Source organism: Pseudomonas sp. PIC25 (genome assembly GCF_002286785.1).
GTDB lineage: Bacteria > Pseudomonadota > Gammaproteobacteria > Pseudomonadales > Pseudomonadaceae > Pseudomonas_M.
Map to the genome: position 1 here is coordinate 39,512 of NZ_MUJY01000142.1, position 22,506 is coordinate 62,017.

The window sequence follows — 22,506 nt, forward strand, 5'->3', positions numbered from 1 at the left end:
GCGGTTCAGCCGCGCTTGCGCACCTGCGTGACGCTTTCCGGCACCAGGGCCTTCACGCAGTTGCGGCCGTTTGCCTTGGCCAGGTAGAGGGCCCGGTCGGCGGTGGCGTAGAGCGTTTCGTAGCTGGCCGAATGTCGCGCTGGCAGGCTGGTCAGGCCAAAGCTGGCGGTGAGTCGTACTTCGCCGTGGTCGAGCTGCACGGGCGTAGCTTCCAGCAGGCGGCGCAGGTTTTCGGCATGTTTCGCCGCTTCCGTGGCGTCGGTGTCGGGCAGTAGCAGAGTGAATTCTTCGCCGCCGAAACGGGCGACGCTGTCGCCGGCCCGGGTGTGGCGCAGGAGCAGGTCGGCGGTCTGGCGGATCACTTTGTCGCCGACGGGGTGCCCATGGCGATCGTTCACCTGCTTGAAGTGGTCGAGATCGACCATCAGCAGACTGAGGGGTTGCAGGCTGCGCTCCGCGCGGGCCAGTTCGGCACGGATCAGGCGGTCGAACTCGCGGCGGTTGAGCAGGCCGGTGAGGGCATCGTGTCCGGCGAGATATTCCAGTTGGCGGTGCTTTTCCGCCAGCTCCTCCTGTTGCCGCTGAATGCGTGCGAAGCCCTGCCAGAGAATCACCGACAGCAGCATGCCGAGCCCACAGGCGCTCAGCCCGTTGACTTGGTTGGACAGGCGCAGCTGCGGATCGGGCTGGCTGAACTGCATGCCTGCTTCGAAGGCGATCAGGGTGGCCGCATAGAAGGCCGCGGCCTCGCCGGGACGCATCAGGAATGCCAGGCCGGCCAAGGTGCAACCGAGCAGCAGGGGCGTGATGTTCGGGGTGACCCACTGGTCGACGCAGGCGATCGCCACGGCAAAGGCGAGTACCGCCCCGATCGCCAGCCTCGTCAGCATCCCGACCGCCCAGGACGGCGGACGGCCGTGGCACAGGCGGCGGGCGAGCAGGCCGAAGCTGGTGAACAGCAATGCCAGCACGGCATGGCTGAATATGATGCCCTGCCGCCAAAGGACTTCTTCCGGGCTGGCAGGAACCTTGGCCCAGAACACCAGGATGTGGGTCAGGTTGAAGGGCACTGCGAACAATGCCAGTAGCGCGAGGCGCTTGAGGTTTTCCTGGCTGGCGAGCGGCTGCAGCGCGTCGTTGACGGCCGAGGCGGCGCGGAGCTTCTGTAGCGACGGACGGAGCACGACGGATGACCCTGAGTGGCTGATGGCCAGCATAAAACATGGCGCGGCGGCTGTCGTCCGACTTGAGTCGAGTGCTGACACTGGAACGGCGGCCGGAGCGAAGCGAATGAATCGGTCCGGCGGGGGTCTGATCAGCAAGGACCGCTTTCCATCAGGAGGATTGCCATGCGTGACCGTACCGCCCAACAAAGCCCGTTCCTTTCGTCTGCCTTCGTCCTGCCCCCCTATCTGCTCGATCGGGTGGCCCGCCACGGCAACGCACGGTTGCGCGCCCTGGCCAGCGACACCCTGGCGCTCGACCAGCATATGCGCGGCCTGCGTGCCGGGATGCCACGAATCTCCAGCATTTCGGCGCAGGCTCGCGCCTCGTCGCCCGGCCAGGTGCAGCGCGCGGTATACAGTGCCGAGCAGGGCAACCAGTTGCCTGGCACCCTGGTACGCGGCGAAGGCCAGCCGGCCAGCGGCGATCCGGCGGTGGACGAAGCCTACGAGTACCTGGGGGCTACCTATGCGCTGTTCTGGGAGGTCTACCAGCGGCACTCCATCGATGGCGCCGGCCTGCCGCTGATCGGTACGGTGCACTACGGGCAGGGCTACGAGAACGCCTTCTGGAATGGCGAGCAGATGGTGTTCGGCGATGGCGACGGGGAAATCTTCAACCGCTTCACCATCGCCGTCGATATCGTCGGCCACGAGCTGGCGCACGGTGTCATCGAGCATGAGGCGGGGCTGGTCTACCAGAACCAGGCGGGCGCGCTCAACGAATCCCTGTCCGATGTGTTCGGCAGCCTGGTCAAGCAGTACCGCCTGAAACAGAACGCCGAGGAAGCCGACTGGCTGATCGGTGCCGGCCTGTTCACCTCGGCGGTCAAGGCCCGTGCATTGCGCTCCATGGCCGAGCCCGGCAGCGCCTACGACGACCCGGTGCTGGGCAAGGACCCGCAGCCGGGGCACATGAAGGATTTCGTCGATACCCGGATCGACAACGGTGGCGTCCACATCAACTCGGGCATACCCAATCGCGCCTTCTACCTGACGGCCACTGCCCTTGGCGGCCCGGCTTGGGAAAAGGCCGGGCGGATCTGGTACGACGCCCTGCGCGACGAACGCCTGGGCAGCACCGCCGATTTCGCTGCCTTCGCTCGCCTGACCCTGGACAACGCCGCTAAGCTTTTCGGGGCCAACAGCACCGAGCACCAGGCCGTGAAGGCCGGCTGGGATGGTGTGGGAGTGACGACATGATCGAATTACCGCCTCTGGCTGCCGCCACCGGCCTGCGGGTAACCCGCGAAGGTGGGGTGGCCCATGTGCCTGGCCTGGTCCGGGCCTGTTCCATCGACTTGGCCAACTGCCCCGAGGCCGAGCGCCAGCAAGCCTGCGCCGCCGTTGAAACCGCCGCGCCGAAGGCCAGCGAGCCCGGCCAGGCCGGGCGCGGCGACCAGCGCTATTTTCGTGTGGAGGTCAGCTTCCAGGGTCTCGAAGTGGAGCGGATCAGCTTCAACGTACCGGAAACCGAAGCGCCGGAAGCCCTGGTGAGCTTGTGGAAGCAGCGCGGGGAGTAAGGCTCAGAAGCGTTCGTGAGCGCCGAGGAAGCGCCAGCGGCCCGACGGCAGCTTGGCCATGGCCAGCCGGCCGATGCGGATGCGCTTCTGCCCCTGCACCTGCAGTCCGACGCTTTCGCACATATGGCGGATCTGTCCGCAGCGCGGCGCCTTGAGGGCGAAGCGCAGGCGGTTCTCGCTCTGCCAACTGACCTTGCACGGCGCCAACGCGACGCCTCGATAACTGAGCCCATGATGGAGCCGGGCGAGCCCGTTCTCGGCGATCTGCCCGCTCACCTCGACGATGAACTCCTGCTCCAGCCGGTCGGCGTCCTCGCTCAACTTGCGCAGTACGCCACGGTGCTGGCTGAACACCAGCAGGCCGCTGGCATCGGTATCGAGCGGCAGTGGCGCACTGAGGTGGCGGAAGTGGCGTTTTACCGGACGAATACCGGAGCTGTCGTCGTCGGCCCGGCTGTCGATGGCGAGCAGCGCCAGGGCTGCCGCCTCGTCCAGCCCGGCCGGCTTATGCAGCAACAGGGTCGCCGGCTCGATCGGCGCAGGCGTGGCGCCAGGCAGCAGTTCGATGCGCTGGTCCGCCACCTTGAACTGCGGCTCCTCGACCACCTGGCCGTCAACCAGGACCCAGCCGCCTTCGATGTAGAGTTCGGCCTCGCGGCGCGAGCAGGGCAGCAGTTCGGCAAGGCGTTTGGAGAGACGGATGGGGTCGGTCATGGGGGCTCGTGTGACTGAGAGGGGCACCTCTAAAAACTACACCCCGAAGTGCCGGAAGGGCCGTCATTGTAACCGCAGATGTAGGCGCCGCCAGCAATCGTCCGGCAGCGCCTACAGTTTTCCGTTCATGACGAACGAGGAGAGCCCCATGACCCGGACAACCCTGTGGATGGCCTGCGCCGTCGCCCTTTTTCTCTCCGGCGGCGCGCAGGCTGCGGAGACGTCGAAGCACGACAGCGAACTGGGTACGCTGACGGTTACCGAAGTGGTCGGCGGGCTGGAAAACCCCTGGGCGCTGGCTTTCCTGCCCGGCGATGAAGGGACGCTGATTACCGAGCGGCCGGGGCGTCTGCGCCTGCTCGATCGCAGCGGTAACCTGTCCAGACCGCTGGCCGGCGTGCCGGATGTCTTCGCCCGCAGCCAGGGCGGCCTGCTCGATGTAGCGGTGTCGCCGGACTTCGCCACGGATCGCCTGGTCTACCTGTCCTACGCCGAAGCGGGCGAGGGCGGGCGTGCCGGGACCTCCGTCGGACGCGGCAAGCTGTCCGCCGACCGCACCCGCCTGGATGATTTCCAGGTGATCTTTCGCCAGCAGCCCAAGCTGTCGACCGGTATCCATTTCGGTTCGCGGCTGGTATTCGATGGCAAAGGTCATCTGTTCATCGCCCTGGGCGAGAACAACGAACGGGCTACCGCCCAGGACCTGGACAAGCTGCAGGGCAAACTGGTGCGCCTCTACCCGGACGGCAAGGTGCCGGATGACAACCCCTTCGTCGGCCGCAACGGCGCGCGCCCGGAGATATGGTCTTACGGCCACCGCAACCAGCAGGGCGCCGCGCTCAATCCCTGGACCGGCCAGCTCTGGACCCACGAGCACGGCCCGCGCGGCGGCGACGAAATCAACATTCCCCAGGCGGGCAAGAACTACGGCTGGCCGCTCGCCACCCATGGCATCAACTACTCGCTGCTGCCGATTCCCGAAGCCAAGGGCAAGACCGCGCCGGGCACCGAGCCGCCGCATTACGTCTGGGAGAAGTCGCCGGCCATCAGCGGTATGGCGTTCTACGACGCCGACCGTTTCCCGGCCTGGCAGCACAATCTGTTCATCGGCGCCCTGGCGGCGCAGACGCTGATCCGCCTGCAACTGGACGGCGACAGGGTGGTGCATGAGGAGCGCCTGCTGGCAGATCTCGGCAGCCGCATCCGCGACGTGCGCCAGGGGCCGGATGGCTACCTCTACCTGCTGACCGACGAAGCGGACGGCAAGCTGTTGCGGGTTGGGCTGGAGGAGGGGAGTGAATGAGCGCTTCGTGGCGCTCATTCGTGAGTTCGCCCGGTGGGGCTTCGTGGGCGAATAAATTCGCCCCTACCCGGAGCCGCTGGTCTTTCGTAGGAGCCGGCTCTGCTGGCGAATCGCTGCCTCTCCCTGGCAGATCATTTACCCATGACCGGCTTCGCCTCCAGATGTTCTTCGTGCGGCGCTTCGTTGAGCAGCATGCGCAGCCAGAACGGAATCAGCACCAGACCGAGGCCGATGCAGATCCAAGTGAACAGCGGGCCGCTACCCGGCGGCGGGAACAGCAACCGGCCGACCCCGACGAGCAGCGCGAACAGCGAGATCGCGGTCACCGCCACCGCTCCGAGGCGTTCGCCCAGTGCATACAGGGGAGCACTGGACGCATCGCCGATGGCCCGCGAACTCCGTTGCCATAGACCGAAGGGGCGCACGCGCTTGTAAAAACGCTGCAGGGTCTTGTCATCGGTGGCCGGGGTGAAGAAGGTCACCAGGATCGCCGCGCTGGTGGTCACCAGCGCCATGATGCCGAGGCGAATCCACTCGTCGTCCGGGTCGGTGCCGAGGAAGTACAGCAGCAACGGAGCGGTGATCAGCGACACGGCCATGGCGGTGAGTTCCGAGTAAAGGTTGATCCGCTCCCACAGCCAGCGCAGCAGCAGCACCGAGCCCATGCCGGCGCCGAACAGCAGGGAGATGAACCAGGCCGTTTGGATCGAACCAAGGTTGGCCATGATCGCCAGGGCGATGATCATGATCAGCACGTTGGACAACCGCGCCACCAGTACCAGCTCATGGCCCTTCGGCTTGCGCTTGAGCAGGCGCTGGCAGACCACGCCGTCATAGATGTCGTTGCTCCAGTACGAGGCGCCCCAGTTCAAATGGGTATCCACCGTGGAAGCCAGGGCCGCCAACAGACCCACCAGCATCAGGCCGCGAAAGCCCGGCGGCAGCAAATCCTGGATGCCCTGGACGAAGAGGATTTCCCGCGCGGCGGTGAAGCCCTCGCCGTTCATGTCCTCCGGTGTGAAGGGGTAAAGCACCAGCAGGCCGATGGCGATGCCGAGCCAGAACAGGCTGCGCAGAAAAATCTGCAGCCAGGCGAACACCACGCCGGCGACCCGCGCGTCGCGGTCGCTGCTGCAGGCCATGCTGCGCTGGGCGAGATAGCCGGTGCCGTCGGAGTTCATCTGGAACAGCCACTGCATGCCGATGATCATCAGGAACGGCAGCAGCAGATCGCTGGCATTCTCCGGAGGGCCGAAGGAGAGCATCTTGCCGGCCAGGTCTTCGCCGTAGAGGCTGACTACTCGATCGCTCAGCCCGCCGAGCCCGCCAGCTGCATCGATGACGAACCAGGCATAGGCGAAGGTGCCGATCAGAGCGACGGCGAGCTGCATCACATCCGTACGGATCACCGCCCGCAGGCCGCCGGTAATGGAGTAGGCGGCGGTGAACAGCATGATCAGCAGGATCGAAATGAGGTTGTTGGTCGTCATCACCTGCGGGTCGAGGCCGGTCATGCTGTCGCCCAGCTTGAGGCCGGTGGCGGTGACGAAGCCGAGTATCGGTTCGTAGAGCGCCGCGGGCAGCCAGTCGTGCCAGGGCAGGAAAACTTCGGCAATGCGGATCGCCGCCACCAGCACCATGGCCAGCACCACGCAGTTGATCACGGTGCCGTAGTAGATCGCCTTGAGCAGGCGCAGCAGGGTGACGCCGGTGCCGCTGTAGCGCACGTTGGTCAGCTCGGCGTCGGTGAGCACGCCGGCGCGGCGCCAGCCGACGGCGAATACGAATGCCAGGAGCAGGAAGGCGAGACCGTAGATCCACAGGCGCCAGAGGGCGAAGACCCCGGCGGTGGCCACCAGGCCGGTCACCAGCAAGGGGGTGTCGGCGGCGAACTGGGTGGCGGCCATCGAACAGCCCGACTGCCATCCCTTGATCGTCTTGCCGGCGAGAAAGTATTCGCCGAGGTTCTGTGAGGCCTGCTCCCGGGCACGCAGGCCCGAACCGATGGAGTAGACGACGAATGCCAATACGATGAGTAAGTCCAACATCTTCTTATTCCTTTCCGTTGGAACACTCTTGGAGAGAGCATTGGGGAAAGGAAAAGTGCTGGCTGTCTGACGAATGGCTCACTCACGTTACAGAGCCCTCGACGCCTTGAAGGTCAAGGCTCCGTCGCAGTAGCGGTTGAAGCCCGAATAGGCCGCGCATTCCAGGGCGCTCAGGCTGGAGTCGGAATAGCTGAGGTTGAGGTCGAAGCCGAGCCAGGGGCGCACCAGGTTGATCGACCAGTCGTTGAAGACCCGCACGTTGCGCCCGTTGCCGACGCCCACCGGGTTGTCCAGGGCGTGGTTGCCGTACTTGAGCGTGACGCTGAAACCGAGGTCGTCCTGCAGGTCGAGATCAGCCAGCAGGGTGCGGTCCGAACGGCCGGGATCGAGGCTGAACGCCGCACCCAGGCGGCTGCCGAACACCGACAGGCCGGCGTAGTACTCCTCGACATTGCGTTGGCTGAGCGTCGGGTAGCTGTGCAGCAGTGCGCCCAATTCATAGCCGAAGCGCTCGTCGAGCGGCTGCTTGAAGCCGGTATAGCTGTCCAGCTTGATCATCTTGCCTTCGGTCGGATCGAGATTGGCGGCCCACTGGCCGAAGTACCAGCCGCTGGTGTGGGTCACGTCGAGCCCGCCGTGGGCGAGGGTGCCGCTGTTCGGTTGCACCAGCCCCTGGGCCATGCTGCGCGGCGGCGCATAGCTCATCTTGAGCTCATAGTCGCCCAGCTCGCGCTCGACCGGCTGGTTCACCGCTGCCGCGCAACCGGCGAGCAGCGGAAGGATCAAAAGCACATGACGAATCACGTCGCACACTCCTTCAGTGAAACAGGAGTGGCCTGTCACGCGGCCCCGGAGCCTGCGCGGCGGAAGTGCCGGCGCGTCTGGCATGCGGCCCGCGCCCATGCCCCCGGCCCGTTTTTAACAGCTACCGGCGTTCGGCTGAACCGCCATTCGTCCCGCAGGGGACTGTTCGTCGGTTTTCGTCCTTGCCTTGCTCGAGACGAACCCCAGAGGCGAATTTATTCGCCTGTTTGTCAACCTTGGACGAATAAATCCGGGCGGAGCTGCGCTAGGCGAATGAATTCAATCGGACAGCGGCGCCGAGCCATCCTCTTCGTCATGGAATCTTTCATCCGCAATAGCGGCCCGCTCTGGCGCTGTCCGGTAGAATGCGCGGCTCGCAGGCGAGGTAATGACGAATGGCGTTGATCGGGCGGTTCAATTCTTTACAGGTGGTCAAGCACACCGATTTCGGGCTCTACCTGGATGGCGGTGCGGAGGGCGAGATTCTTCTGCCCAAGCGCTACATATCCAAGGAGCAGCCGAGCGAGATCGGCGACTGGTTGAACGTGTTCGTCTATCTGGACAGCGACGACCGGCCTATCGCCACCACCGAGAAGCCCAAGGTGCAGGTCGACGGGTTCGCCAGCCTGAAGGTGGTGGAGATCAATCGCATCGGCCTGTTTCTCGACTGGGGGTTACCGAAGGACTTGCTGCTGCCGCATTCGGAAGAGAAGCGGCCGCTGCAGGTCGGCGACTACTGCGTGGTGCATGTCTACCTGGACCGTCGGACCCGCCGCATCACTGCCACTGCCCGGCTGGATCGCTATCTCGACAAGACGCCGCCCCACTACAAGACCGGTCAGGCGGTGGACCTGCTGGTGGTGGAGCCCACGCCCATGGGCTTCAAGGCGATCATCGAAGGGAAGCACTGGGGGCTGATCCATCGCAACGAGGTATTCAAGTTCCTCCGAGGCGGCATGCAGGAAAAGGGCTTCATCAAGGAAGTGCGCGCCGACGGCAAGATCAGCCTGAGCCTGCAGCCGATCGGCCAGGTGGCGGTAAGCGGCCTCGGCGAGCGGATCATGCAGGAGCTGCGCACCAATGGCGGTTCGTTGCCGCTCGGCGACAAGAGCCCGCCGGAGACCATCAGCCGGTTGTTCGGTGTCAGCAAGGGCACCTTCAAGAAGGCCATCGGTGGTCTCTACAAGCAGGGGCTGATCATGATTCGTGAGGATCGTATCGAGCTGATTTGAGCCTCAGCCGCCGAACAAGTCCCCCTGATCCTGCTCATCGCCGGCATAGCTGAGGCGGCTGTCTTCGACCCGCGCCGCCGAGGTGTAGGGATGGACGATGGCGGTGTGCGGGTCTTGGATGTGGATGACCTCGATACCCCGCACCTTCAGCACGTCGGCGATCAGTGAGCGGTGGCAGCGCCACCAGAGCAGCTCGGCGCACATCATCGCGGTAGGCTGGGCGCTGGCGAGCGTCAGCAGTTCGTCGAGCCCGGCGGCGAACTCGGCGCTGGCCAGATGATCGGCATAGCCCCGGAAGGAGCTGTTGCGCCAGACCGTGTTCGGCGAGTCGGGCCGTGGCCGGCGGCGGCCGCCCAGCGCCGGTAGCCAGCGGTAGGCGATGCCGTGCTCGGCCAGACCGTCGCGCAGCGCCGCTTCGGCGAACTGCGGCAGCCGCCGCGAACCCGGAAAGCGGCGCACGTCGGCCAGCCCGCGAATGCCGTAGTCGGCGAGCAGGCGGATGAATTCCTCCAAGGAGCGGGTCGAGTGGCCGATGGTCCAGATCCGTTCCGGTTGTCCTGTCGTTGGGTGCATGTTCATTCGATCTTCTTCAGCGCGGTTTCCTTGTGCATGGCCAAGTGGCCGGTCTTGTCGCTTGTCACTTCGTACTGCGGCTCCTCTTCGCTGGCATGCCGGGTGCGTCCGCGAAACTCGATCTCGCGGGTGTGGACCCGGGTTATCCGGCCTTCGATCCAGCCGGCCTCGGAGTTCCAGCGCACGGCGTCACCGACCTTGAAGCGTGTAGACATGGTCGTTCCTCCTTCCTGCACGGGTTCTTTTTTCTGACCCTTCCACCGGCGAATGAATCCCCTTCGGCAATGGCCGATCCAGCGCGCCCGAGGCGTCCGCCTCGCTAGAACTCGTCGGAATAGGGCCTGTCACCTTGAAAGAGGCAACCCATCAACGACAAGGCTTTGCCAGCGGGCCCAAGCCTTCTGGTTACCGGCCAAGCGAAGAGGTGAACCCGACCATGCATACCCCCAACCAGACGACCCCCGGTCTCGATGGCCAATCCCGTGGCGGCACTTCGAGGGAGGCGCTGACCGAAGAACTGCAGGACAAGGCGAAACAAGCGACGGAAGAGGTGAAAGTCCAGGGCAAGGAGCAGTTGGACCGATACCGCGAGACGGCTGCCGATGAACTCGACCGGGTGGCCCAGGGCGCCCGCGCCGCCGCCTCCGAACTGGAGCGCCAGGACGACGCGTTCCTTTCCCACTACGTTGCCGATATCGCCGGCAGCCTCGGCCGGCTGGCCGACAACCTGCGCGGCAAGAGCGCTGACACCTTGTTCCGCGAGGCCAGCCAACTGGCCCGGGACAACCCGGCGCTGTTTATCACCGGCAGCATCGCCCTCGGCTTCGGCCTGACGCGTTTCGCCCGTGCTTCCGGCAGGCGTGATACGGACGAGCGGAGCAGCGGCATGTCCGGCACCGGCACGCCCACCAGCGCCATGGGCGCCAGTTCCGGCAGCCGGCCGGCGCCCGGTTCGTCGGGCTACAGCAGCCCGGCAACCCCCTCGGACAACGCCTCGACCTTCGCCAATGCATCCTGCTGCCCACCCGGCCGGGGCGATGGAAAAACCAGCAACGGAGGAACCCACTGATGAGCCAGACGCAACCCCGTCAATTCGATAGTGCCCGTCGCCAGCCAGCTCGTAGCCAACCGGAGGATTCGCATTCCGTCACCGGCCTGTTGCACCAGCTCGGCCGGGAGGTGCCTCTGCTCTTCACCAAGGAACTGGCGCTGGCCAAGTCCGAAATCACCTCGTCCATTCACGCCACCAAGGCCGGAATCGCCAGCGTGGCCAGCGGCGGCGCAGTGCTCCTGGCCGGCTTCATCATCCTGCTGCAGGCCGCGGTCTATGGGCTTTCCCAGGTGGTACAGCCATGGTTGGCGGCCTTGATCGTCGGTGCCGTGGTGGTCGTCGTCGGCCTGGCCATGGTGCAGGCCGGCAAGAAGAAGCTCGAGCCGTCCGCCTTCACTCCCGACCGAACCCTGCACGCCTTGCAGAAGGATCAGGAAGCCATTCGGAGGAACGCCTGATGAGTACGCAAAGCCGAATCGCCGCCGAGGCGCAGAAGGACCCGGAAACCCTGGAAAGGGAAATCGACCAGCAGCGCGAGTCCATCAGCAGCATCGTCCACGAGCTGGAGAACAAACTGTCGCCCGGCGAACTGCTGGACCGGGCGTTGCGCTATGCCAAGGGCAACGGCGGGGAGTTCTTCGGCAATCTCGGTGAGACCGTCAAGGCCAACCCGGTGCCGACCCTGCTCACTGCGCTGGGGCTGACCTGGCTGATGATGGGGCAGAACCGCTCGGCACCCGCGTCGGGCCATGCCAGCCTGTCGGGCCAAGCCGCCGGTGCCAAGCGCCAGGCTCAACATCTGAAGGACAAGGCGGGCCAGTTGCGTGACGAACTGGGCAGCAACTGGGACTCCACCCGGCAGCGACTGAGCGACTCCAGCCACCAGGCTGCCGATACCCTGCGTCATCAGGCCGAGCGTGCCCGTGATGGTGTGGAGCACATGCTCGCCGAGCAGCCGTTGGCGCTGGGAGCCATCGGTATTGCCGTGGGCGCGCTGTTGGGGGCCGCCTTGCCGCCGACCCGCGAGGAAGATCGCCTGCTGGGCGAAACCAGCGACCGGGTGACCGACAAGGCCAAGGCGCTGGCCGAGGAAGGCTACGCCAAGGCCAGCGAGGTCAGCCAGGAGCTGAGCCGGGAGGTGGCCGATCGGGTCCGGCAGGATGGTCGGACCCATAGCGGAATCCAGTAGTCCGCAGGTGCCCGCGGTCGGGTCGCATGATTCGATCGCGGCGCCATCCGCTCTATCTCGCGGTATGGGTTGCATTTTTTATGTGACGTGGGTCTCGCGATTTGCACGTCCGACGAATGCCCAGTCTTGCGAAATGCACGATGGCAAGAGTGAAGCTATTTTATAAGTATTTGATTTTTAAAGAATTGTTTTTTGAGAAAAATTGGCACGGAGCCTGCTCCTAGGGATACGCACGGAATTCAACTGCCTATCCGGAGCTCAAGATGAAACAAGCATTCGAAAGAGTTGCCGCCGCATTCCCCGATTTCAAACTGGCCACTCAGCCCCGACCCGATGGGTATTACCTGCTGGTGCTGCAACGCCAGGACGGCAAGGAACTCAAGCGGGCCGTCCCTTCGACGCAGTTCAGTGCGCCGGAGCGGGTGGACTGGCTGATCAGCGCCATCCGCCGCGACCTGGCCCAGGAAGCCGGGCTGCCGCCGCCGTCGGTCACTACGCTGCAGAGCCAGAGCCGTTCCTGCCTGCCGACCTACCTGTGAGTTTCGAAAACCCGGAAAAGCCTGCTTTTCCGGGTTTTTCCATGGGCTTCCCGGCGCACGCTTCGGTTCTTCAGCGAACCTTGCCGTCCGGCAAGGGCCTAAAAAGAACAGTTGCCAAACGGAGGACGCACCATGCAAGGCGATGACGACGAGGTCGTCGATCGGCCGCCTACCGATGCCGATGACGACCAGCTGGATGAGGCGCTGGAGGAAACCTTTCCGGCCAGCGATCCGATCTCTCCTTGAGACTTGGCAGCTTCGCACCGCGGAGCTGCTTTTTTTTGAAGGGTAGGGGAGCTGGGCGAATTTATTCGTCTGGCGGAGCGGAATTTGGGCGAATGAATCGCCTTACGCGGGAGTAACGGGGGGTACGGATTGCCCCCTCTCCCCGCTGGGGAGAGGGTGGGGGTGAGGGGGCGGAGCTGGGGCGGACACTTCCCCTTAAACCACCCACAGCTCTGCTGACGAAGCTGCCCTGTAACACCATTCGCCAGCAGAGCTGACTCCTACATAAAAAGCCATCGGTGGGGCGAATTTATTCGCTCCACCCATCTCTCGCCTGCTGGCATCTTGCAGCTATATTCATCGAATTGACATGATGTCATTGCAAATGTGCTGCCATTTGTCAGGAAAATCCTACTTCCCGTTACTTTCTTTCAACTCCTGCCTATACATAACAACTCAATTCGGCCGAAGGTGATGCGGTTACCGCCGGTCATCGAGGCTGAAAGGGGCTCCGTCGTCCAAAAGGGGGCGGGGCAAATCTCGGAGCGACCCTCCGATTTCAGGAGAAATCTAGATGAAGCACGCTTTACGTATTATCCCCGCACTGTTCCTCGGCGCACTGAGCCTGCCTGCCGTTTCCTTCGCCGCCGACCTGGTGGATGTCTCCAAGGTCGAGGCACGGCGCACCATCGCCGGTGAGGCCGGCCTGCCTGCCGATCTCGGCGCCAGCCCCGACGAGTTGAAAGTGCTGCGCCAGAGTGCGGTCGGCAAAGGCCGAGTGGTCACCCGTTACCAACAGTTCTACAACGGCGTGCGAATCCGCGGGGAGGCCATCACCGAAGTGAGCGGAGCGCAGGACGGCGAGCGCACCAAGCGCTCCATCGATACCCCGGCCCCCGTGCGCCGCGGCAACTTCGTGACCAATATCGCTCCCGATCTGGTCGCCGATACCCGGCCGACCCTGAGCGCGGAGCAGGCGCTGAACCAGGCGAAGCTGCTCAAGGCGCAAGGGCGCAGGACGGAGAACGAGCGTACCGAACTGGTCATCGACCTGGATGCGCAAAACAAGGCGCGCCTGGTGTACGTGGTGTCCTATTTCCTGCCGGACGTGCCCTCGCGCCCGCACTTCCTCATCGATGCCAACGACGGCAGCGTGCTCCAGCAATGGGAAGGCCTCGCCCATCGCACCGAGGCTAGCGGTCCCGGTGGCAACGAGAAGATCGGTCGCTACCTGTATGGCAGCGATTATGGCCCCCTGGTGGTCACTAACGATTGCCATATGAACAGCGGGGACGTGCTGACCGTGGACCTCAACCACAGCACCAGCAACGCCAAGCGCACGCCGTTCCAGTTCGCCTGCTCGTACAACGACTACAAGCAGATCAACGGCGCCTTCTCGCCGCTCAACGACGCCCATTACTTCGGCAACGTGGTGTTCCGGTTGTACAACGACTGGTTCGGCCTGCGCCCGCTCAGCCAGAAGCTGTACATGAAGGTGCATTACAGCCGGGGCTACGACAATGCGTTCTGGGATGGCGAATCGATGACCTTCGGCGATGGCGCGCGGACCTTCTACCCGTTGGTCGCGCTGGACGTGGTGGCCCACGAGGTCAGCCACGGCTTCACCGAGCAGAACTCCAACCTTCAGTACTACGGACAGTCGGGCGGAATGAACGAGGCGTTCTCCGATATGGCGGGGGAGACCGCCGAGTACTACATGAAGGGGCGCAACGACTGGAAGGTCGGTTTCGACATCACCAAGGGGGCGGGGGCATTGCGCTACATGGATGACCCGACCAAGGATGGACGCTCCATCGGCCACGCCGCCGATTACCGCAGCGGCATGAACGTGCACTACTCCAGCGGGGTGTACAACAAAGCCTTCTACCTGCTGGCCAACACGGCGGGTTGGGATACCCGAAAGGCCTTCGAAGTCTTCCTCGATGCCAACCGCTTCTACTGGACCGAAACCAGCACCTTCGATCGGGGGGCCTGTGGGGTGATCCAGTCGTCGCAGAACCGCGGCTATGGTACCAGCGCCGTGGTGCAGGCATTCCGGCAGGTGGGGGTGAACTGCCCGAGCGCCCTGTGAGGGGGAGCGAGCGGGCGGAGGCATCTGCCTTCGCCCGCTCGTTCGGACGGGGAACTACTTCTTGCCGAGCTTGAGCTGCCGGGTACCGGTCCAGACCTGGCCGCTGACGCCGCCGGCGATCTCCTGGATCGTACCGCCCGACTGGAGGAAGGCGGCCACCTGCGCTTCGATGGATTCGCGGGTTTCGACGGCGGGTTCCTGTTTCGGTTTGCTGTTCGAGCCTTTGATGCGCATGGCTGTTTCTCCTTGCCTGGGGGAATGGTGGAACCCCAAATAAAAAAACCGGCCCCGGGGCCGGTTCTTTTGTCGGAGGACGGTCAGATCACCTGAACGTCATCGGCTTGCATGCCTTTCTGGCCTTTCACGGCCACGAAGGAAACCTGTTGGCCTTCCTGCAAGCTCTTGAAGCCGGTGCTCTGGATGGAGCGGTAGTGAACGAACAGATCGGGACCGCTCTCGGGGGTGATGAAGCCGAAGCCTTTTTCATCGTTGAACCACTTGACGGTACCGGTTTGGCGATTGGACATGAGTGTCTCCTTGGACAAAGTGAACACGGTCTGGAAAAGCCCAGGCCGGACTGAGTGCAAAGAGAGTGAAACCGATGGACGTTGGATCGAAATCTAAGCAGCTCGGTGACGCATGCAACACAGTGGGGACTACCATACGCGCCTACTTGGCGATTACCTAATCTTTTCTTTTTTATTTTCCGGATGGTCTTTCGTCCCGCAACCGTGCCGCCGGTTCTCGGGGCCGTTTAAGTGAACTCTCCACGGCGCAACCACTCCCAACTCTCAGAACACCATCGTCCTCGCCAGGCACGAATCTCGGGCATGCCTGCAGCGGCAGTGGACGCACTCGGCCCGGCATCGAACGGCAAGGGGAGCGCGATGGCCGCGATCTGGCAGGTGGCGAAAGACGACAACCAGGCCTATCCGGCGCTGGACGGCGACATCGAAACCGATGTGCTGGTGATCGGTGCCGGCATCACCGGGCTGACCACGGCCCTGCAGGTGGCCGAAGCCGGCAAGCGTGTGGCGGTGCTCGAGGCACTGCGTGTCGGCGGCGGTACCACCGGGGCGTCCACCGGAAACCTGTATGCGCCGGTGACCAAGGGCCTGTCGACCTTGCGCAAGAAGTGGGGCGATACCGTCATTGCCCAGGTCGCTGCTTCCCGCACCGAGGCGGTCGATTACATCGAAGAAACGGCTCGGCGCCTTGGCATCGATTGCGCCTTCCACCGCCGTCCGCTCTACCGGGTCCTGACCGATGATGATCCGACCCTGAACAACAGCCTCGACGAGGAACTCGACGCGCTGCTCTGCGTCGGTCTCGCAGCCAGCCTGGTGAGCGAGACGCCCTTGCCGTTCCCCATCCATCGCGGCCTGAAACTGGACAACCAGGCCCAGTTCGATCCGCTGCGCTACGTGCAGGGGCTGGCCCGCGAGCTGGGCCGGCTGGGCGTTGGCCTGTATGAATACAGCAGTGTGCTCGAAATCGATTTCGACCACTGTCGGGCCGAGACCGCCACCGGCAAGGTCAGCGCAGAGAGCATCGTCCTGGCGACCCATACGCCCAAGGGTATCAACCTGCTGCAGACCGGCATGGAGCCCTTGCGGGAATATGGCATCGCCGCCCGGCTCTCCGGCCAGGACTATCCCCAGGGCATTTTCTGGGTGCTCGACCCCTTCCACTCCATTCGCAGCTACCAGCATGCCGGCCAGGATTACCTGATCATGATCGGCGAGCAGCACAAGACCGGCGAAGGAAAGCCGGGAGTCGATTACTACGGGCGGATGGAAAGCTACCTGCGGTCGAAATTCCTGGTGGCTTCCGTCGACTATCGCTGGTCGGCCCAGCAGTACGGCTCGGCCGATGGCCTGCCATACATCGGCCGGCGCCATGGCAGCGAGCGGGTATTCCTGGCCACGGGCTTTGCCGGCGATGGCCTGACCTGGGGCACGGTGGCCGGGCGCCTGCTCGGCGACCTGGTCCTTGGCCACGACAGCCGCTGGAGCGAGCTGTACGACGCGACCCGCTTCACTCCGGTCAAGTCAATGAAGGAGTGGGTCAAGGAAAACACCGCCGTAGCCAGACACCTGGCCCAGGACTACCTGACGCCGACCGAGGCCAAGGCCCTCGACGATGTACCGGTGGGAGAGGGGCGGATCGTGGCCCAGGAGGGCGAAAAGCTGGCGGTATACCGCAACGAGTTGGGACAGGTCAGCGCCGTGTCGGCGGTGTGCCCGCACCTGAAATGCCTGGTGCACTGGAACCCCGGCGACCGGACCTGGGACTGCCCCTGTCACGGCAGCCGCTTCGAGATCGACGGCAGCGTCATCGAAGGGCCGGCCTATCATCCTTTGGCCCGGCGTCTGTCGTCGGAGTGAGCGCGCCGGGCGCCGGAATGGCGCCCGGTGGCCAAGGCATCAGATCATCTTGCGGAAGCGATGCAGCTTCTGTTGCCCGCTCATCACCCAATGGGGCATGGCCGCGCCTGTCCCCGCCACTTGCAGGTGGGGATGGTGGCGGATGACCTGTTCCAGCACCGGCTCCTGCGGCGGCTCGACATCCACGAAAAACACGTGCTTGCCCTCCCGCAGCAAATCCTGGAAGCGGCGGAAGTAGCCGTTCGGTTCCTGGATACCGAAGAAGCCGCCTTCCCACGCCGAGAAGCCCAGCAACACCAGCGCGAGGAACACGAAGGGCACCCAGCCAGCGACGGTCTGCGTCCAGCCGCTGAAGTAGGCAACGAGCAGCACCGCTGCGGCGAGCACCAGGCCGACGTAAATCCCGCGCCGGCCCGAATTCACTACGTCGGTCTTCATGAAAGGGGAAACGCTGTGCAGGCGATGCTGATCCATGTCGGCATCCTTCTCGCTCAGCACATGGATCTGCTCGGTGCTGATGCCGCTGGCTTCCAGTTCCTGCTCGACCTGTTCCAGCTCGTCCAGGTCATCGCTGATGTAGTAGTGCCGGTTCATGAGCACCTCCATCGAGGTCTAACGGAATCCCCCCGTTCCGATGGTTGCCGAAAGCGGCCGGAAAAAGGCCGCGAAGGCGCATATGGCGTGCGCTCTGGATAGTTGAGTCTAGCACTCTGACTTTGTCGCGAACGCTGGCAGGACGGGCGGTTCGCTGGCGGCCCGTGCGGTATGGCGCTCGGGTACCGGAAGATTGGCGGAAGAGGGCGGCGACGCCCTCGCCCGTTGTAGGAGCCAGCTCTGCTGGCGAAGCTTCCGCGCGGTTCAATTAGCGAGCCGCGCTAGTTATTGATCTCGTTGCAGGCGCTACGGATCTTCTGCACGGCGAAGCTGTGTTCGACCCCCGGCAGGTTCTCCAGCAGGCAGCGGTAGTAGGCCTTTTCGCGTTCGAACAGGAACGAGCCCTCGTTGTGCAGCTTGTTGCAGGCCTGTTCGATCAGGTAGACCGCCTGTCCTTCCTTGGCCTGGCGCTGGTAGGTGAGGATGCACTGGTGGTAGGCATCTTCGTCGGCGAAGGCGGGCGTACAGAACAGAGCGAGAAGCCAGAGGTGTCGGATCATGATGCGACTGTCGAAGGGAACTGCCGGAAAGTCTGCACCAGAGACCGAGGTGTTTTCCAGAGCGGGAGGGCGCGCGCCCGGCACTGCCGCACCGGGCGCGGGTTCGTTCACGGGTTCTGCGAATGGCTGCCGAGCAGCGTATGCCCGGATTTCCGGTCGCGCTTGGCCATGCGCTTCTCCTGGGCAGTCTTCTGCGGCTTCTTCTTCGTCTCCCGTTTGATGTCCATGCCTTTGCTCATGATGTTCACCTTCGAGGTTGCGGTAGGGGTTCGAGTCATCGATAGGCACTCTTTGCCATTACCACCTCCCCAGGCTGCCTGAGCCTGCCGGCTGCGAAGTCGAGAGCGCTGCTTCAAGCATAGTCGCCGCGCCGAGCGTTGCAGGGCTTTCGATCTACCGCGCCGGACGCGGGCGGCAGCGCATGTCGGGCTTGCCCTGGCGCGGCGTGGCGATCACCTCGAAGGCGATGAACTGGGTGGCCTGGGCGGTCGAGAAGTTGTTGTCGGCGACCACGATCAGGGTGCGGTTGCCATTGGCCAGGCGATGGCCCCAGGACAGCCCTTCGGCATTGTCCAGGGTTAGGCCGTATTGCGCCTTGAGTTCATCGAAATCCAGCAGGTAGCGCTTGTGCATCGGCACGTAGCGGGCATCGACCAGGCTCGGCAGGCGCAGCACGTCGGTGGCGCATTCGGTGCTCGCCAGGGCCAGTCGCAAGGTGTTGCCGGGACCGGAGGCGAAGCCGCGCTCCAGGGCGATGAATGCACGGTCGGACAGGGCCAGCAGTTCGGGCAGGCCGTTGTCCATGAAGCCGGGCGCTTCGGTGGGCGCCTTGGGAATTGGCGGCAATTCGTAGACGTACTGGGCCCGGGCGTTGGCGGTGAGCGGGTCGAGCGCGGTGACCCGCACCCGGCTGCCGGCTTTCAGGCTGGTCAGTTCGCCGTCCTGGATCAAGGCGTCCTCGTTGGCGGTGAACAGCAGGTGGCTGGCGCGGCCCGGTCGCCAGAACGGCCTGCGGGGCGCCACGGCCAGCGCTTCGAAGACCTTGTTGCTGCGCGCCCCCCAGGTGGCATTGTCCATGTAGTCGAACATCGCCGGGGTACGGAATTCGCGGACGAAGCGGCCATCCGGGCGCATCTCGCGGACGAAAGGCTGGTGGCGCAGGGCCGGGTCGGCATTCCAGTTGCCTTCGCTGGACCAGTACAGGTTGCCGTTGGGGGCCACGCGGATGCCCTCCGGGTCGACGGTGCGGGCATCGGCGGGGAAGTGCGTGCCGTCCGGTCGCTTCATGAATACCTGGCGGTACAGCGTCGCGCCGTAGAAGCCATTGCCGTCGTACTCCAGGCTGAGCTGGTAGAAGCGCGGCATGCCGCGTTCGCCGCCACGGTCATCGGAGATCGCGTAGTAGGAGCCATAGCGGCTGCCGTCCTCGACACGGTCGATGCCGGAAATGCCGCCGAACTCGATGTCCCCGAACAGCGTGCCGGTGGGAATGACGTTCTGGCCGATGTAGCGCAGGCGGATGTCGGCTGACTGGCTGTCGGCAAAAATCGGGGTGGAAGCCAGGAGACTGGCGGCGAGCAGCGGAGCGGCAACCTGAATGTAGCGGGCCATGGGCATTTTCCTGAAGGCTTGCGAAGGTGTGGCCGAACTACCGCCTACAGGGCTCGCCCGTTGGCGTCCGCCAGGGTGTCGAGGCGCAGGATAGGGTGGGCGCGTGACCGCCGGATGACAAGACTTCGGCTTGTCAATGCGCGGCCGATCTGGCTAGTCTGGCCGCCTGCCCGGCGCGAGAGACCGGTATCGACTGAAGGAGAACCGATGGGCGAGCGGTTGGATTTCAAGGAAAAGATCAGTTGGCAGCGGCCCTACCACCCGCGTAACGAAACGGCCTTCAAAGTGCCGGACTGCGACGTGCAGCGCCTCGTCGATCAGCTCGAAAGCGACCGTGGCCGCATCCTCAACTCCGCCGCCATCCGGCGTCTGCAACAGAAGACCCAGGTCTTCCCGCTGGAGCGCAACGCGGCGGTGCGCAGCCGTTTGACCCACTCGCTGGAGGTCATGCAGGCGGGGCGCTTCATCGTCAAGACGCTATTCAAGCAACTGGGCGACAGGGCGGCGGAGTACGGCCTCGATGGCCTCGAAGGAGCCCTGGAAAGCCTGGTGGAAATGGCCTGCCTGATGCACGACATGGGCAACCCGCCGTTCGGCCATTTCGGCGAATACGCCATCAACCAATGGTTCGAGAGCCGGCTGGATGCGCTGTTCGAACAGGCCGTGCCGGAACCGGGCGACGCGGCGTTGAAGCGGCGCATGCTCACCGACCTGAAGAACTTCGAGGGCAATGCCCAGGCGATCCGCCTGGTGGTTCGCCTGCTGCGCCTGAACCTGACCTACACCCAGACGGCCGGGTTGCTGAAGTACGTACGTCCGGCTTACGAGCCGAAGGAGGGCGCGGCGAATCCCTACCTGAACAAGAAGCCGGGCTTCTACCTCTCCGAGAAGGATTTCGTCGAGGGGCTCTGCAAGGCCCTGGCGATGCAGCCCGGTACCCGCCATCCGGCGGTCTACATTATGGAAGCCGCCGACGATATCTCCTACTGCCTGGCGGACATCGAGGATTCGGTGGAGAAGGGCATCCTCGATATCGAGCAACTGAGCGATCTGTTGATCGAGAGGTTCGCCACGTTATGGAAAGCGCCTGGGGATGCCATTCCCGAAGCGCGCAAGACCTTCGGCGAGGTTGTCGAGTACGCCCGCGACCGGGCCCGGCGCGAGCCGGTCAACAAGGTCAGCGAATACTTCATCTGGCTTCGCGTCGGCATGATCCATCCGCTGGTGAAGCACGCGGCCGAGCAGTTCATCGCCAACATCGACGCCGTGTACCACGGGCGCCTGGATCGTGCGCTGATGGAAGACGGCAGCCTCTACAACGCCATCGTGGACACCTTCAAGGAGGTTGCCCGGGAGCGGGTGTTCTGCCATCGCGAAGTGGAGACCCTGGAGTTGCAGGGCTTCCGCATTCTGCAGGGGCTGCTGGATTTCTATGCGCCGCTCTTGGCAGTGGATAGCGAAGCGTTCAGGAAGCTGGCCCAAGGCGAGACACGCAAGCCGCTGCATCTGCACTTGCTGGTCAAGCGCCTGGCCGATAAAGACATCAAGGCCTATCTCGAAGCCTTGCATGCCCTGGAGGTTCCCGCCGAGAACCGTCCGCAGTGGGAGTTCTACTATCGCTGCCGCTTGCTGCAGGACTTCATCAGCAGCATGACGGACCAGTCGGCGCTGGACGAATACCGCACCCTATCGGCACTGTGATCGGTTCAGCCGCCCACCGATAGACGCTCCAGCTCGGCTGGATCGCGGATGGCGTTGGACATCCGGTGATTCGGATCGAGCAGGGCGCTGCGGATTTTCATGTAATCCTCGTAGGGCAGCCCGCTACGGTTGAGCATTTCCAGGGCGAACTGCTTGATCTCGGCATCGGTGTACGGGCGCTGTTCCGGCGACGGCTGACTGGCACAACCGGCAAGAACGAGGGCGGCGAGCAAAAGGCTGGCGAAGCGCATCATGGCGGCACCTGTGGCGTATCGGGGAAGAGTGCTCACAGGCTATCCGCCGCGTGGCAGTGGCAAAAATCATTCGATTCGATAGTGACTATCGGCGCTGTGCCGTCTCTTCGGCCGCGCCGGCGTCGAGTAGCTCCGACAGGCGCACGAAGCGGTATCCCCGCTTGCGCAGCGCGGCGATGACCCCGGGTACGGCCCGCATCGACGCGGTGCGCTGCGGCGACATCACGTGGAGCAGGACGATCGAGCCCGGCCGCACCTTGCCCACCACTTCGGCGACGATACCTTCGGTCGTCGGCTGGCCGTTCCGGCCGGTGTCCGGCTCGATGTCCCAGGTAATGCTGAGGATGCCGCGCTCGGCGAGATAGCGCGGCAGCGTCCAGAGCTTTTTCCCGTAGGGCGGGCGGAAGTGCAGCGGCCCGCGGTAGCCGGCTTCGCGCAACAGCCGTTCGGTACGCTCCAGTTCGTCGGCCACCGTCTTCCGGCTCATGAACAGCATCCGCCGGTGGCTGTAGGAGTGGTTGCCCAGCTCGTGTCCGGCCTCGACGATGGCTCGCGTCTGTGTCGGATTGCGCGACACCGCCTCGCCCACCAGGAAGAAGGTCGCCGGCACCCGTGCGCGGGCGAGGATGCCGAGCAGCTCCTCGGTGAAGCCGGGCTCCGGGCCGTCGTCGAAGGTCAGCGCGACCCATTTGCGCTCGGTTTCCACCCGGCTCACCAGTTCGCCGGCGAGCTGGAAATGGCGCGCATTGACCAGCCACCAGGCATCGAAGAGCAGAGCGCCGAGCACGAGCGGCGGAACCGTCAGGAACAGTGCGCGGCGCCAGATCATGTGCCTTTCATCCCTAGATCATGTTTCCACTAAGACGCATGGCGTACCTGCAGG

General features: G+C 64.3%; 25 protein-coding genes. 11 read left to right on the forward strand and 14 right to left on the reverse strand.

Features of this window, described 5'->3' with window-relative positions; genetic code table 11:
- Positions 1-5: 5 nt before the first annotated feature.
- A complete protein-coding gene (locus tag BZL41_RS17820; protein WP_095600584.1) occupies positions 6-1,184 on the reverse strand; it encodes a GGDEF domain-containing protein in 1,179 nt (392 codons plus the stop codon).
- A 165-nt stretch (positions 1,185-1,349) separates the two neighbouring features.
- Between BZL41_RS17820 and BZL41_RS17825 the strand changes: the two genes are divergently transcribed.
- Complete coding sequence (locus BZL41_RS17825; RefSeq protein WP_095600548.1) at positions 1,350-2,426, forward strand: M4 family metallopeptidase; 1,077 nt, start codon at positions 1,350-1,352, stop codon at positions 2,424-2,426.
- On the forward strand, positions 2,423-2,746 hold the full coding sequence (locus BZL41_RS17830) for a protealysin inhibitor emfourin (protein WP_095600549.1): 324 nt from the start codon (positions 2,423-2,425) through the stop codon (positions 2,744-2,746). The genes BZL41_RS17825 and BZL41_RS17830 overlap by 4 nt, the downstream gene beginning before the upstream one ends.
- Before the next feature lie 3 nt (positions 2,747-2,749).
- Here the strand turns inward: BZL41_RS17830 and BZL41_RS17835 are convergent, their stop codons facing one another.
- Positions 2,750-3,460, reverse strand: a complete 711-nt coding sequence (locus BZL41_RS17835) for an rRNA pseudouridine synthase (protein WP_095600550.1) — start codon at positions 3,458-3,460, stop codon at positions 2,750-2,752.
- A 148-nt stretch (positions 3,461-3,608) separates the two neighbouring features.
- Here BZL41_RS17835 and BZL41_RS17840 point away from each other — a divergent pair, with 148 nt between their 5' ends.
- A complete protein-coding gene (locus tag BZL41_RS17840; protein WP_095600551.1) occupies positions 3,609-4,763 on the forward strand; it encodes a PQQ-dependent sugar dehydrogenase in 1,155 nt (384 codons plus the stop codon).
- Positions 4,764-4,894: 131 nt separating this feature from the next.
- On the opposite strand, the gene BZL41_RS17845 is transcribed toward BZL41_RS17840, so the two are convergent.
- Both BZL41_RS17845 and BZL41_RS17850 read right to left on the reverse strand, forming a co-directional pair.
- Positions 4,895-6,811, reverse strand: a complete 1,917-nt coding sequence (locus BZL41_RS17845; protein WP_095600552.1) for a sodium:solute symporter family protein — start codon at positions 6,809-6,811, stop codon at positions 4,895-4,897.
- Between the two features lie 87 nt (positions 6,812-6,898).
- Positions 6,899-7,615, reverse strand: a complete 717-nt coding sequence (locus tag BZL41_RS17850) for a TorF family putative porin (RefSeq protein WP_095600553.1) — start codon at positions 7,613-7,615, stop codon at positions 6,899-6,901.
- A gap of 395 nt (positions 7,616-8,010) precedes the next feature.
- Here BZL41_RS17850 and BZL41_RS17855 point away from each other — a divergent pair, with 395 nt between their 5' ends.
- The gene (locus BZL41_RS17855) at positions 8,011-8,847 is read left to right on the forward strand and encodes a S1 RNA-binding domain-containing protein (protein WP_095600554.1); all 837 of its coding nucleotides are present in this window, start codon (positions 8,011-8,013) and stop codon (positions 8,845-8,847) included.
- A gap of 3 nt (positions 8,848-8,850) precedes the next feature.
- Here the strand turns inward: BZL41_RS17855 and BZL41_RS17860 are convergent, their stop codons facing one another.
- Complete coding sequence (locus tag BZL41_RS17860; RefSeq protein WP_256578190.1) at positions 8,851-9,426, reverse strand: DUF488 family protein; 576 nt, start codon at positions 9,424-9,426, stop codon at positions 8,851-8,853.
- Positions 9,423-9,635, reverse strand: coding sequence for a DUF2945 domain-containing protein (locus tag BZL41_RS17865; protein ID WP_095600555.1), 213 nt, complete (start codon positions 9,633-9,635; stop codon positions 9,423-9,425). Before BZL41_RS17865 ends, BZL41_RS17860 begins: the two co-directional genes overlap by 4 nt.
- 221 nt (positions 9,636-9,856) lie before the next feature.
- Between BZL41_RS17865 and BZL41_RS17870 the strand changes: the two genes are divergently transcribed.
- From BZL41_RS17870 to BZL41_RS17890, 5 genes are all read left to right on the forward strand, one after another.
- A complete protein-coding gene (locus BZL41_RS17870) occupies positions 9,857-10,489 on the forward strand; it encodes a hypothetical protein (protein WP_095600556.1) in 633 nt (210 codons plus the stop codon).
- Positions 10,489-10,929: a phage holin family protein gene (locus BZL41_RS17875; RefSeq protein WP_095600557.1), complete on the forward strand. Its 441-nt coding sequence runs from the start codon at positions 10,489-10,491 to the stop codon at positions 10,927-10,929. The genes BZL41_RS17870 and BZL41_RS17875 overlap by 1 nt, the downstream gene beginning before the upstream one ends.
- Positions 10,929-11,660 (forward strand): DUF3618 domain-containing protein, encoded by a 732-nt coding sequence (locus tag BZL41_RS17880; RefSeq protein WP_095600558.1) that lies wholly within the window; start codon positions 10,929-10,931, stop codon positions 11,658-11,660. Before BZL41_RS17875 ends, BZL41_RS17880 begins: the two co-directional genes overlap by 1 nt.
- Positions 11,661-11,923: 263 nt before the next feature.
- Complete coding sequence (locus BZL41_RS17885; protein WP_095600559.1) at positions 11,924-12,199, forward strand: DUF3509 domain-containing protein; 276 nt, start codon at positions 11,924-11,926, stop codon at positions 12,197-12,199.
- A 799-nt stretch (positions 12,200-12,998) separates the two neighbouring features.
- The gene (locus BZL41_RS17890; RefSeq protein WP_095600560.1) at positions 12,999-14,516 is read left to right on the forward strand and encodes a M4 family metallopeptidase; all 1,518 of its coding nucleotides are present in this window, start codon (positions 12,999-13,001) and stop codon (positions 14,514-14,516) included.
- A gap of 54 nt (positions 14,517-14,570) precedes the next feature.
- Here the strand turns inward: BZL41_RS17890 and BZL41_RS17895 are convergent, their stop codons facing one another.
- Positions 14,571-14,750, reverse strand: coding sequence for a hypothetical protein (locus BZL41_RS17895; RefSeq protein WP_084338032.1), 180 nt, complete (start codon positions 14,748-14,750; stop codon positions 14,571-14,573).
- An 83-nt stretch (positions 14,751-14,833) separates the two neighbouring features.
- Positions 14,834-15,043 (reverse strand): cold-shock protein, encoded by a 210-nt coding sequence (locus BZL41_RS17900; RefSeq protein ID WP_084338034.1) that lies wholly within the window; start codon positions 15,041-15,043, stop codon positions 14,834-14,836.
- A gap of 303 nt (positions 15,044-15,346) precedes the next feature.
- On the opposite strand from BZL41_RS17900, the gene BZL41_RS17905 reads away from it, so the two are divergent.
- The gene (locus BZL41_RS17905; protein WP_218224564.1) at positions 15,347-16,903 is read left to right on the forward strand and encodes an FAD-dependent oxidoreductase; all 1,557 of its coding nucleotides are present in this window, start codon (positions 15,347-15,349) and stop codon (positions 16,901-16,903) included.
- Positions 16,904-16,942: 39 nt separating this feature from the next.
- On the opposite strand, the gene BZL41_RS17910 is transcribed toward BZL41_RS17905, so the two are convergent.
- The 4 genes from BZL41_RS17910 to BZL41_RS17920 form a co-directional block, all read right to left on the reverse strand.
- Positions 16,943-17,497, reverse strand: coding sequence for a hypothetical protein (locus BZL41_RS17910; RefSeq protein ID WP_095600562.1), 555 nt, complete (start codon positions 17,495-17,497; stop codon positions 16,943-16,945).
- 281 nt (positions 17,498-17,778) lie between these two features.
- On the reverse strand, positions 17,779-18,057 hold the full coding sequence (locus BZL41_RS17915) for a VF_A0006 family four-cysteine protein (protein WP_084338040.1): 279 nt from the start codon (positions 18,055-18,057) through the stop codon (positions 17,779-17,781).
- Between the two features lie 107 nt (positions 18,058-18,164).
- Positions 18,165-18,335, reverse strand: coding sequence for a hypothetical protein (locus BZL41_RS28605; protein ID WP_168191029.1), 171 nt, complete (start codon positions 18,333-18,335; stop codon positions 18,165-18,167).
- A gap of 115 nt (positions 18,336-18,450) precedes the next feature.
- Entirely contained in the window at positions 18,451-19,668 is a 1,218-nt protein-coding gene (locus BZL41_RS17920) for an esterase-like activity of phytase family protein (protein ID WP_095600563.1), read from the reverse strand.
- 207 nt (positions 19,669-19,875) lie between these two features.
- Here BZL41_RS17920 and dgt point away from each other — a divergent pair, with 207 nt between their 5' ends.
- Positions 19,876-21,369: a dGTPase gene (gene dgt, locus BZL41_RS17925; protein WP_095600564.1), complete on the forward strand. Its 1,494-nt coding sequence runs from the start codon at positions 19,876-19,878 to the stop codon at positions 21,367-21,369.
- A gap of 5 nt (positions 21,370-21,374) precedes the next feature.
- Here the strand turns inward: dgt and BZL41_RS17930 are convergent, their stop codons facing one another.
- Positions 21,375-21,623, reverse strand: a complete 249-nt coding sequence (locus BZL41_RS17930; protein WP_256578191.1) for a hypothetical protein — start codon at positions 21,621-21,623, stop codon at positions 21,375-21,377.
- Between the two features lie 85 nt (positions 21,624-21,708).
- The gene (locus BZL41_RS17935) at positions 21,709-22,452 is read right to left on the reverse strand and encodes a polysaccharide deacetylase family protein (RefSeq protein ID WP_095600565.1); all 744 of its coding nucleotides are present in this window, start codon (positions 22,450-22,452) and stop codon (positions 21,709-21,711) included.
- Positions 22,453-22,506: the final 54 nt, after the last annotated feature.

Bases quoted from the DNA above. Each gene is read 5' to 3' on its own strand.
- BZL41_RS17825 (WP_095600548.1), top strand. From the start codon at position 1,350: ATGCGTGACCGTACCGCCCAACAAAGCCCGTTCCTTTCGTCTGCCTTC.
- BZL41_RS17830 (WP_095600549.1), top strand. From the start codon at position 2,423: ATGATCGAATTACCGCCTCTGGCTGCCGCCACCGGCCTGCGGGTAACC.
- BZL41_RS17835 (WP_095600550.1), bottom strand. From the start codon at position 3,460: ATGACCGACCCCATCCGTCTCTCCAAACGCCTTGCCGAACTGCTGCCC.
- BZL41_RS17840 (WP_095600551.1), top strand. From the start codon at position 3,609: ATGACCCGGACAACCCTGTGGATGGCCTGCGCCGTCGCCCTTTTTCTC.
- BZL41_RS17845 (WP_095600552.1), bottom strand. From the start codon at position 6,811: ATGTTGGACTTACTCATCGTATTGGCATTCGTCGTCTACTCCATCGGT.
- BZL41_RS17855 (WP_095600554.1), top strand. From the start codon at position 8,011: ATGGCGTTGATCGGGCGGTTCAATTCTTTACAGGTGGTCAAGCACACC.
- BZL41_RS17860 (WP_256578190.1), bottom strand. From the start codon at position 9,426: ATGAACATGCACCCAACGACAGGACAACCGGAACGGATCTGGACCATC.
- BZL41_RS17865 (WP_095600555.1), bottom strand. From the start codon at position 9,635: ATGTCTACACGCTTCAAGGTCGGTGACGCCGTGCGCTGGAACTCCGAG.
- BZL41_RS17870 (WP_095600556.1), top strand. From the start codon at position 9,857: ATGCATACCCCCAACCAGACGACCCCCGGTCTCGATGGCCAATCCCGT.
- BZL41_RS17875 (WP_095600557.1), top strand. From the start codon at position 10,489: ATGAGCCAGACGCAACCCCGTCAATTCGATAGTGCCCGTCGCCAGCCA.
- BZL41_RS17880 (WP_095600558.1), top strand. From the start codon at position 10,929: ATGAGTACGCAAAGCCGAATCGCCGCCGAGGCGCAGAAGGACCCGGAA.
- BZL41_RS17885 (WP_095600559.1), top strand. From the start codon at position 11,924: ATGAAACAAGCATTCGAAAGAGTTGCCGCCGCATTCCCCGATTTCAAA.
- BZL41_RS17890 (WP_095600560.1), top strand. From the start codon at position 12,999: ATGAAGCACGCTTTACGTATTATCCCCGCACTGTTCCTCGGCGCACTG.
- BZL41_RS17895 (WP_084338032.1), bottom strand. From the start codon at position 14,750: ATGCGCATCAAAGGCTCGAACAGCAAACCGAAACAGGAACCCGCCGTC.
- BZL41_RS17900 (WP_084338034.1), bottom strand. From the start codon at position 15,043: ATGTCCAATCGCCAAACCGGTACCGTCAAGTGGTTCAACGATGAAAAA.
- BZL41_RS17905 (WP_218224564.1), top strand. From the start codon at position 15,347: ATGCCTGCAGCGGCAGTGGACGCACTCGGCCCGGCATCGAACGGCAAG.
- BZL41_RS17910 (WP_095600562.1), bottom strand. From the start codon at position 17,497: ATGAACCGGCACTACTACATCAGCGATGACCTGGACGAGCTGGAACAG.
- BZL41_RS17915 (WP_084338040.1), bottom strand. From the start codon at position 18,057: ATGATCCGACACCTCTGGCTTCTCGCTCTGTTCTGTACGCCCGCCTTC.
- BZL41_RS28605 (WP_168191029.1), bottom strand. From the start codon at position 18,335: ATGACTCGAACCCCTACCGCAACCTCGAAGGTGAACATCATGAGCAAA.
- BZL41_RS17920 (WP_095600563.1), bottom strand. From the start codon at position 19,668: ATGGCCCGCTACATTCAGGTTGCCGCTCCGCTGCTCGCCGCCAGTCTC.
- dgt (WP_095600564.1), top strand. From the start codon at position 19,876: ATGGGCGAGCGGTTGGATTTCAAGGAAAAGATCAGTTGGCAGCGGCCC.
- BZL41_RS17930 (WP_256578191.1), bottom strand. From the start codon at position 21,623: ATGATGCGCTTCGCCAGCCTTTTGCTCGCCGCCCTCGTTCTTGCCGGT.
- BZL41_RS17935 (WP_095600565.1), bottom strand. From the start codon at position 22,452: ATGATCTGGCGCCGCGCACTGTTCCTGACGGTTCCGCCGCTCGTGCTC.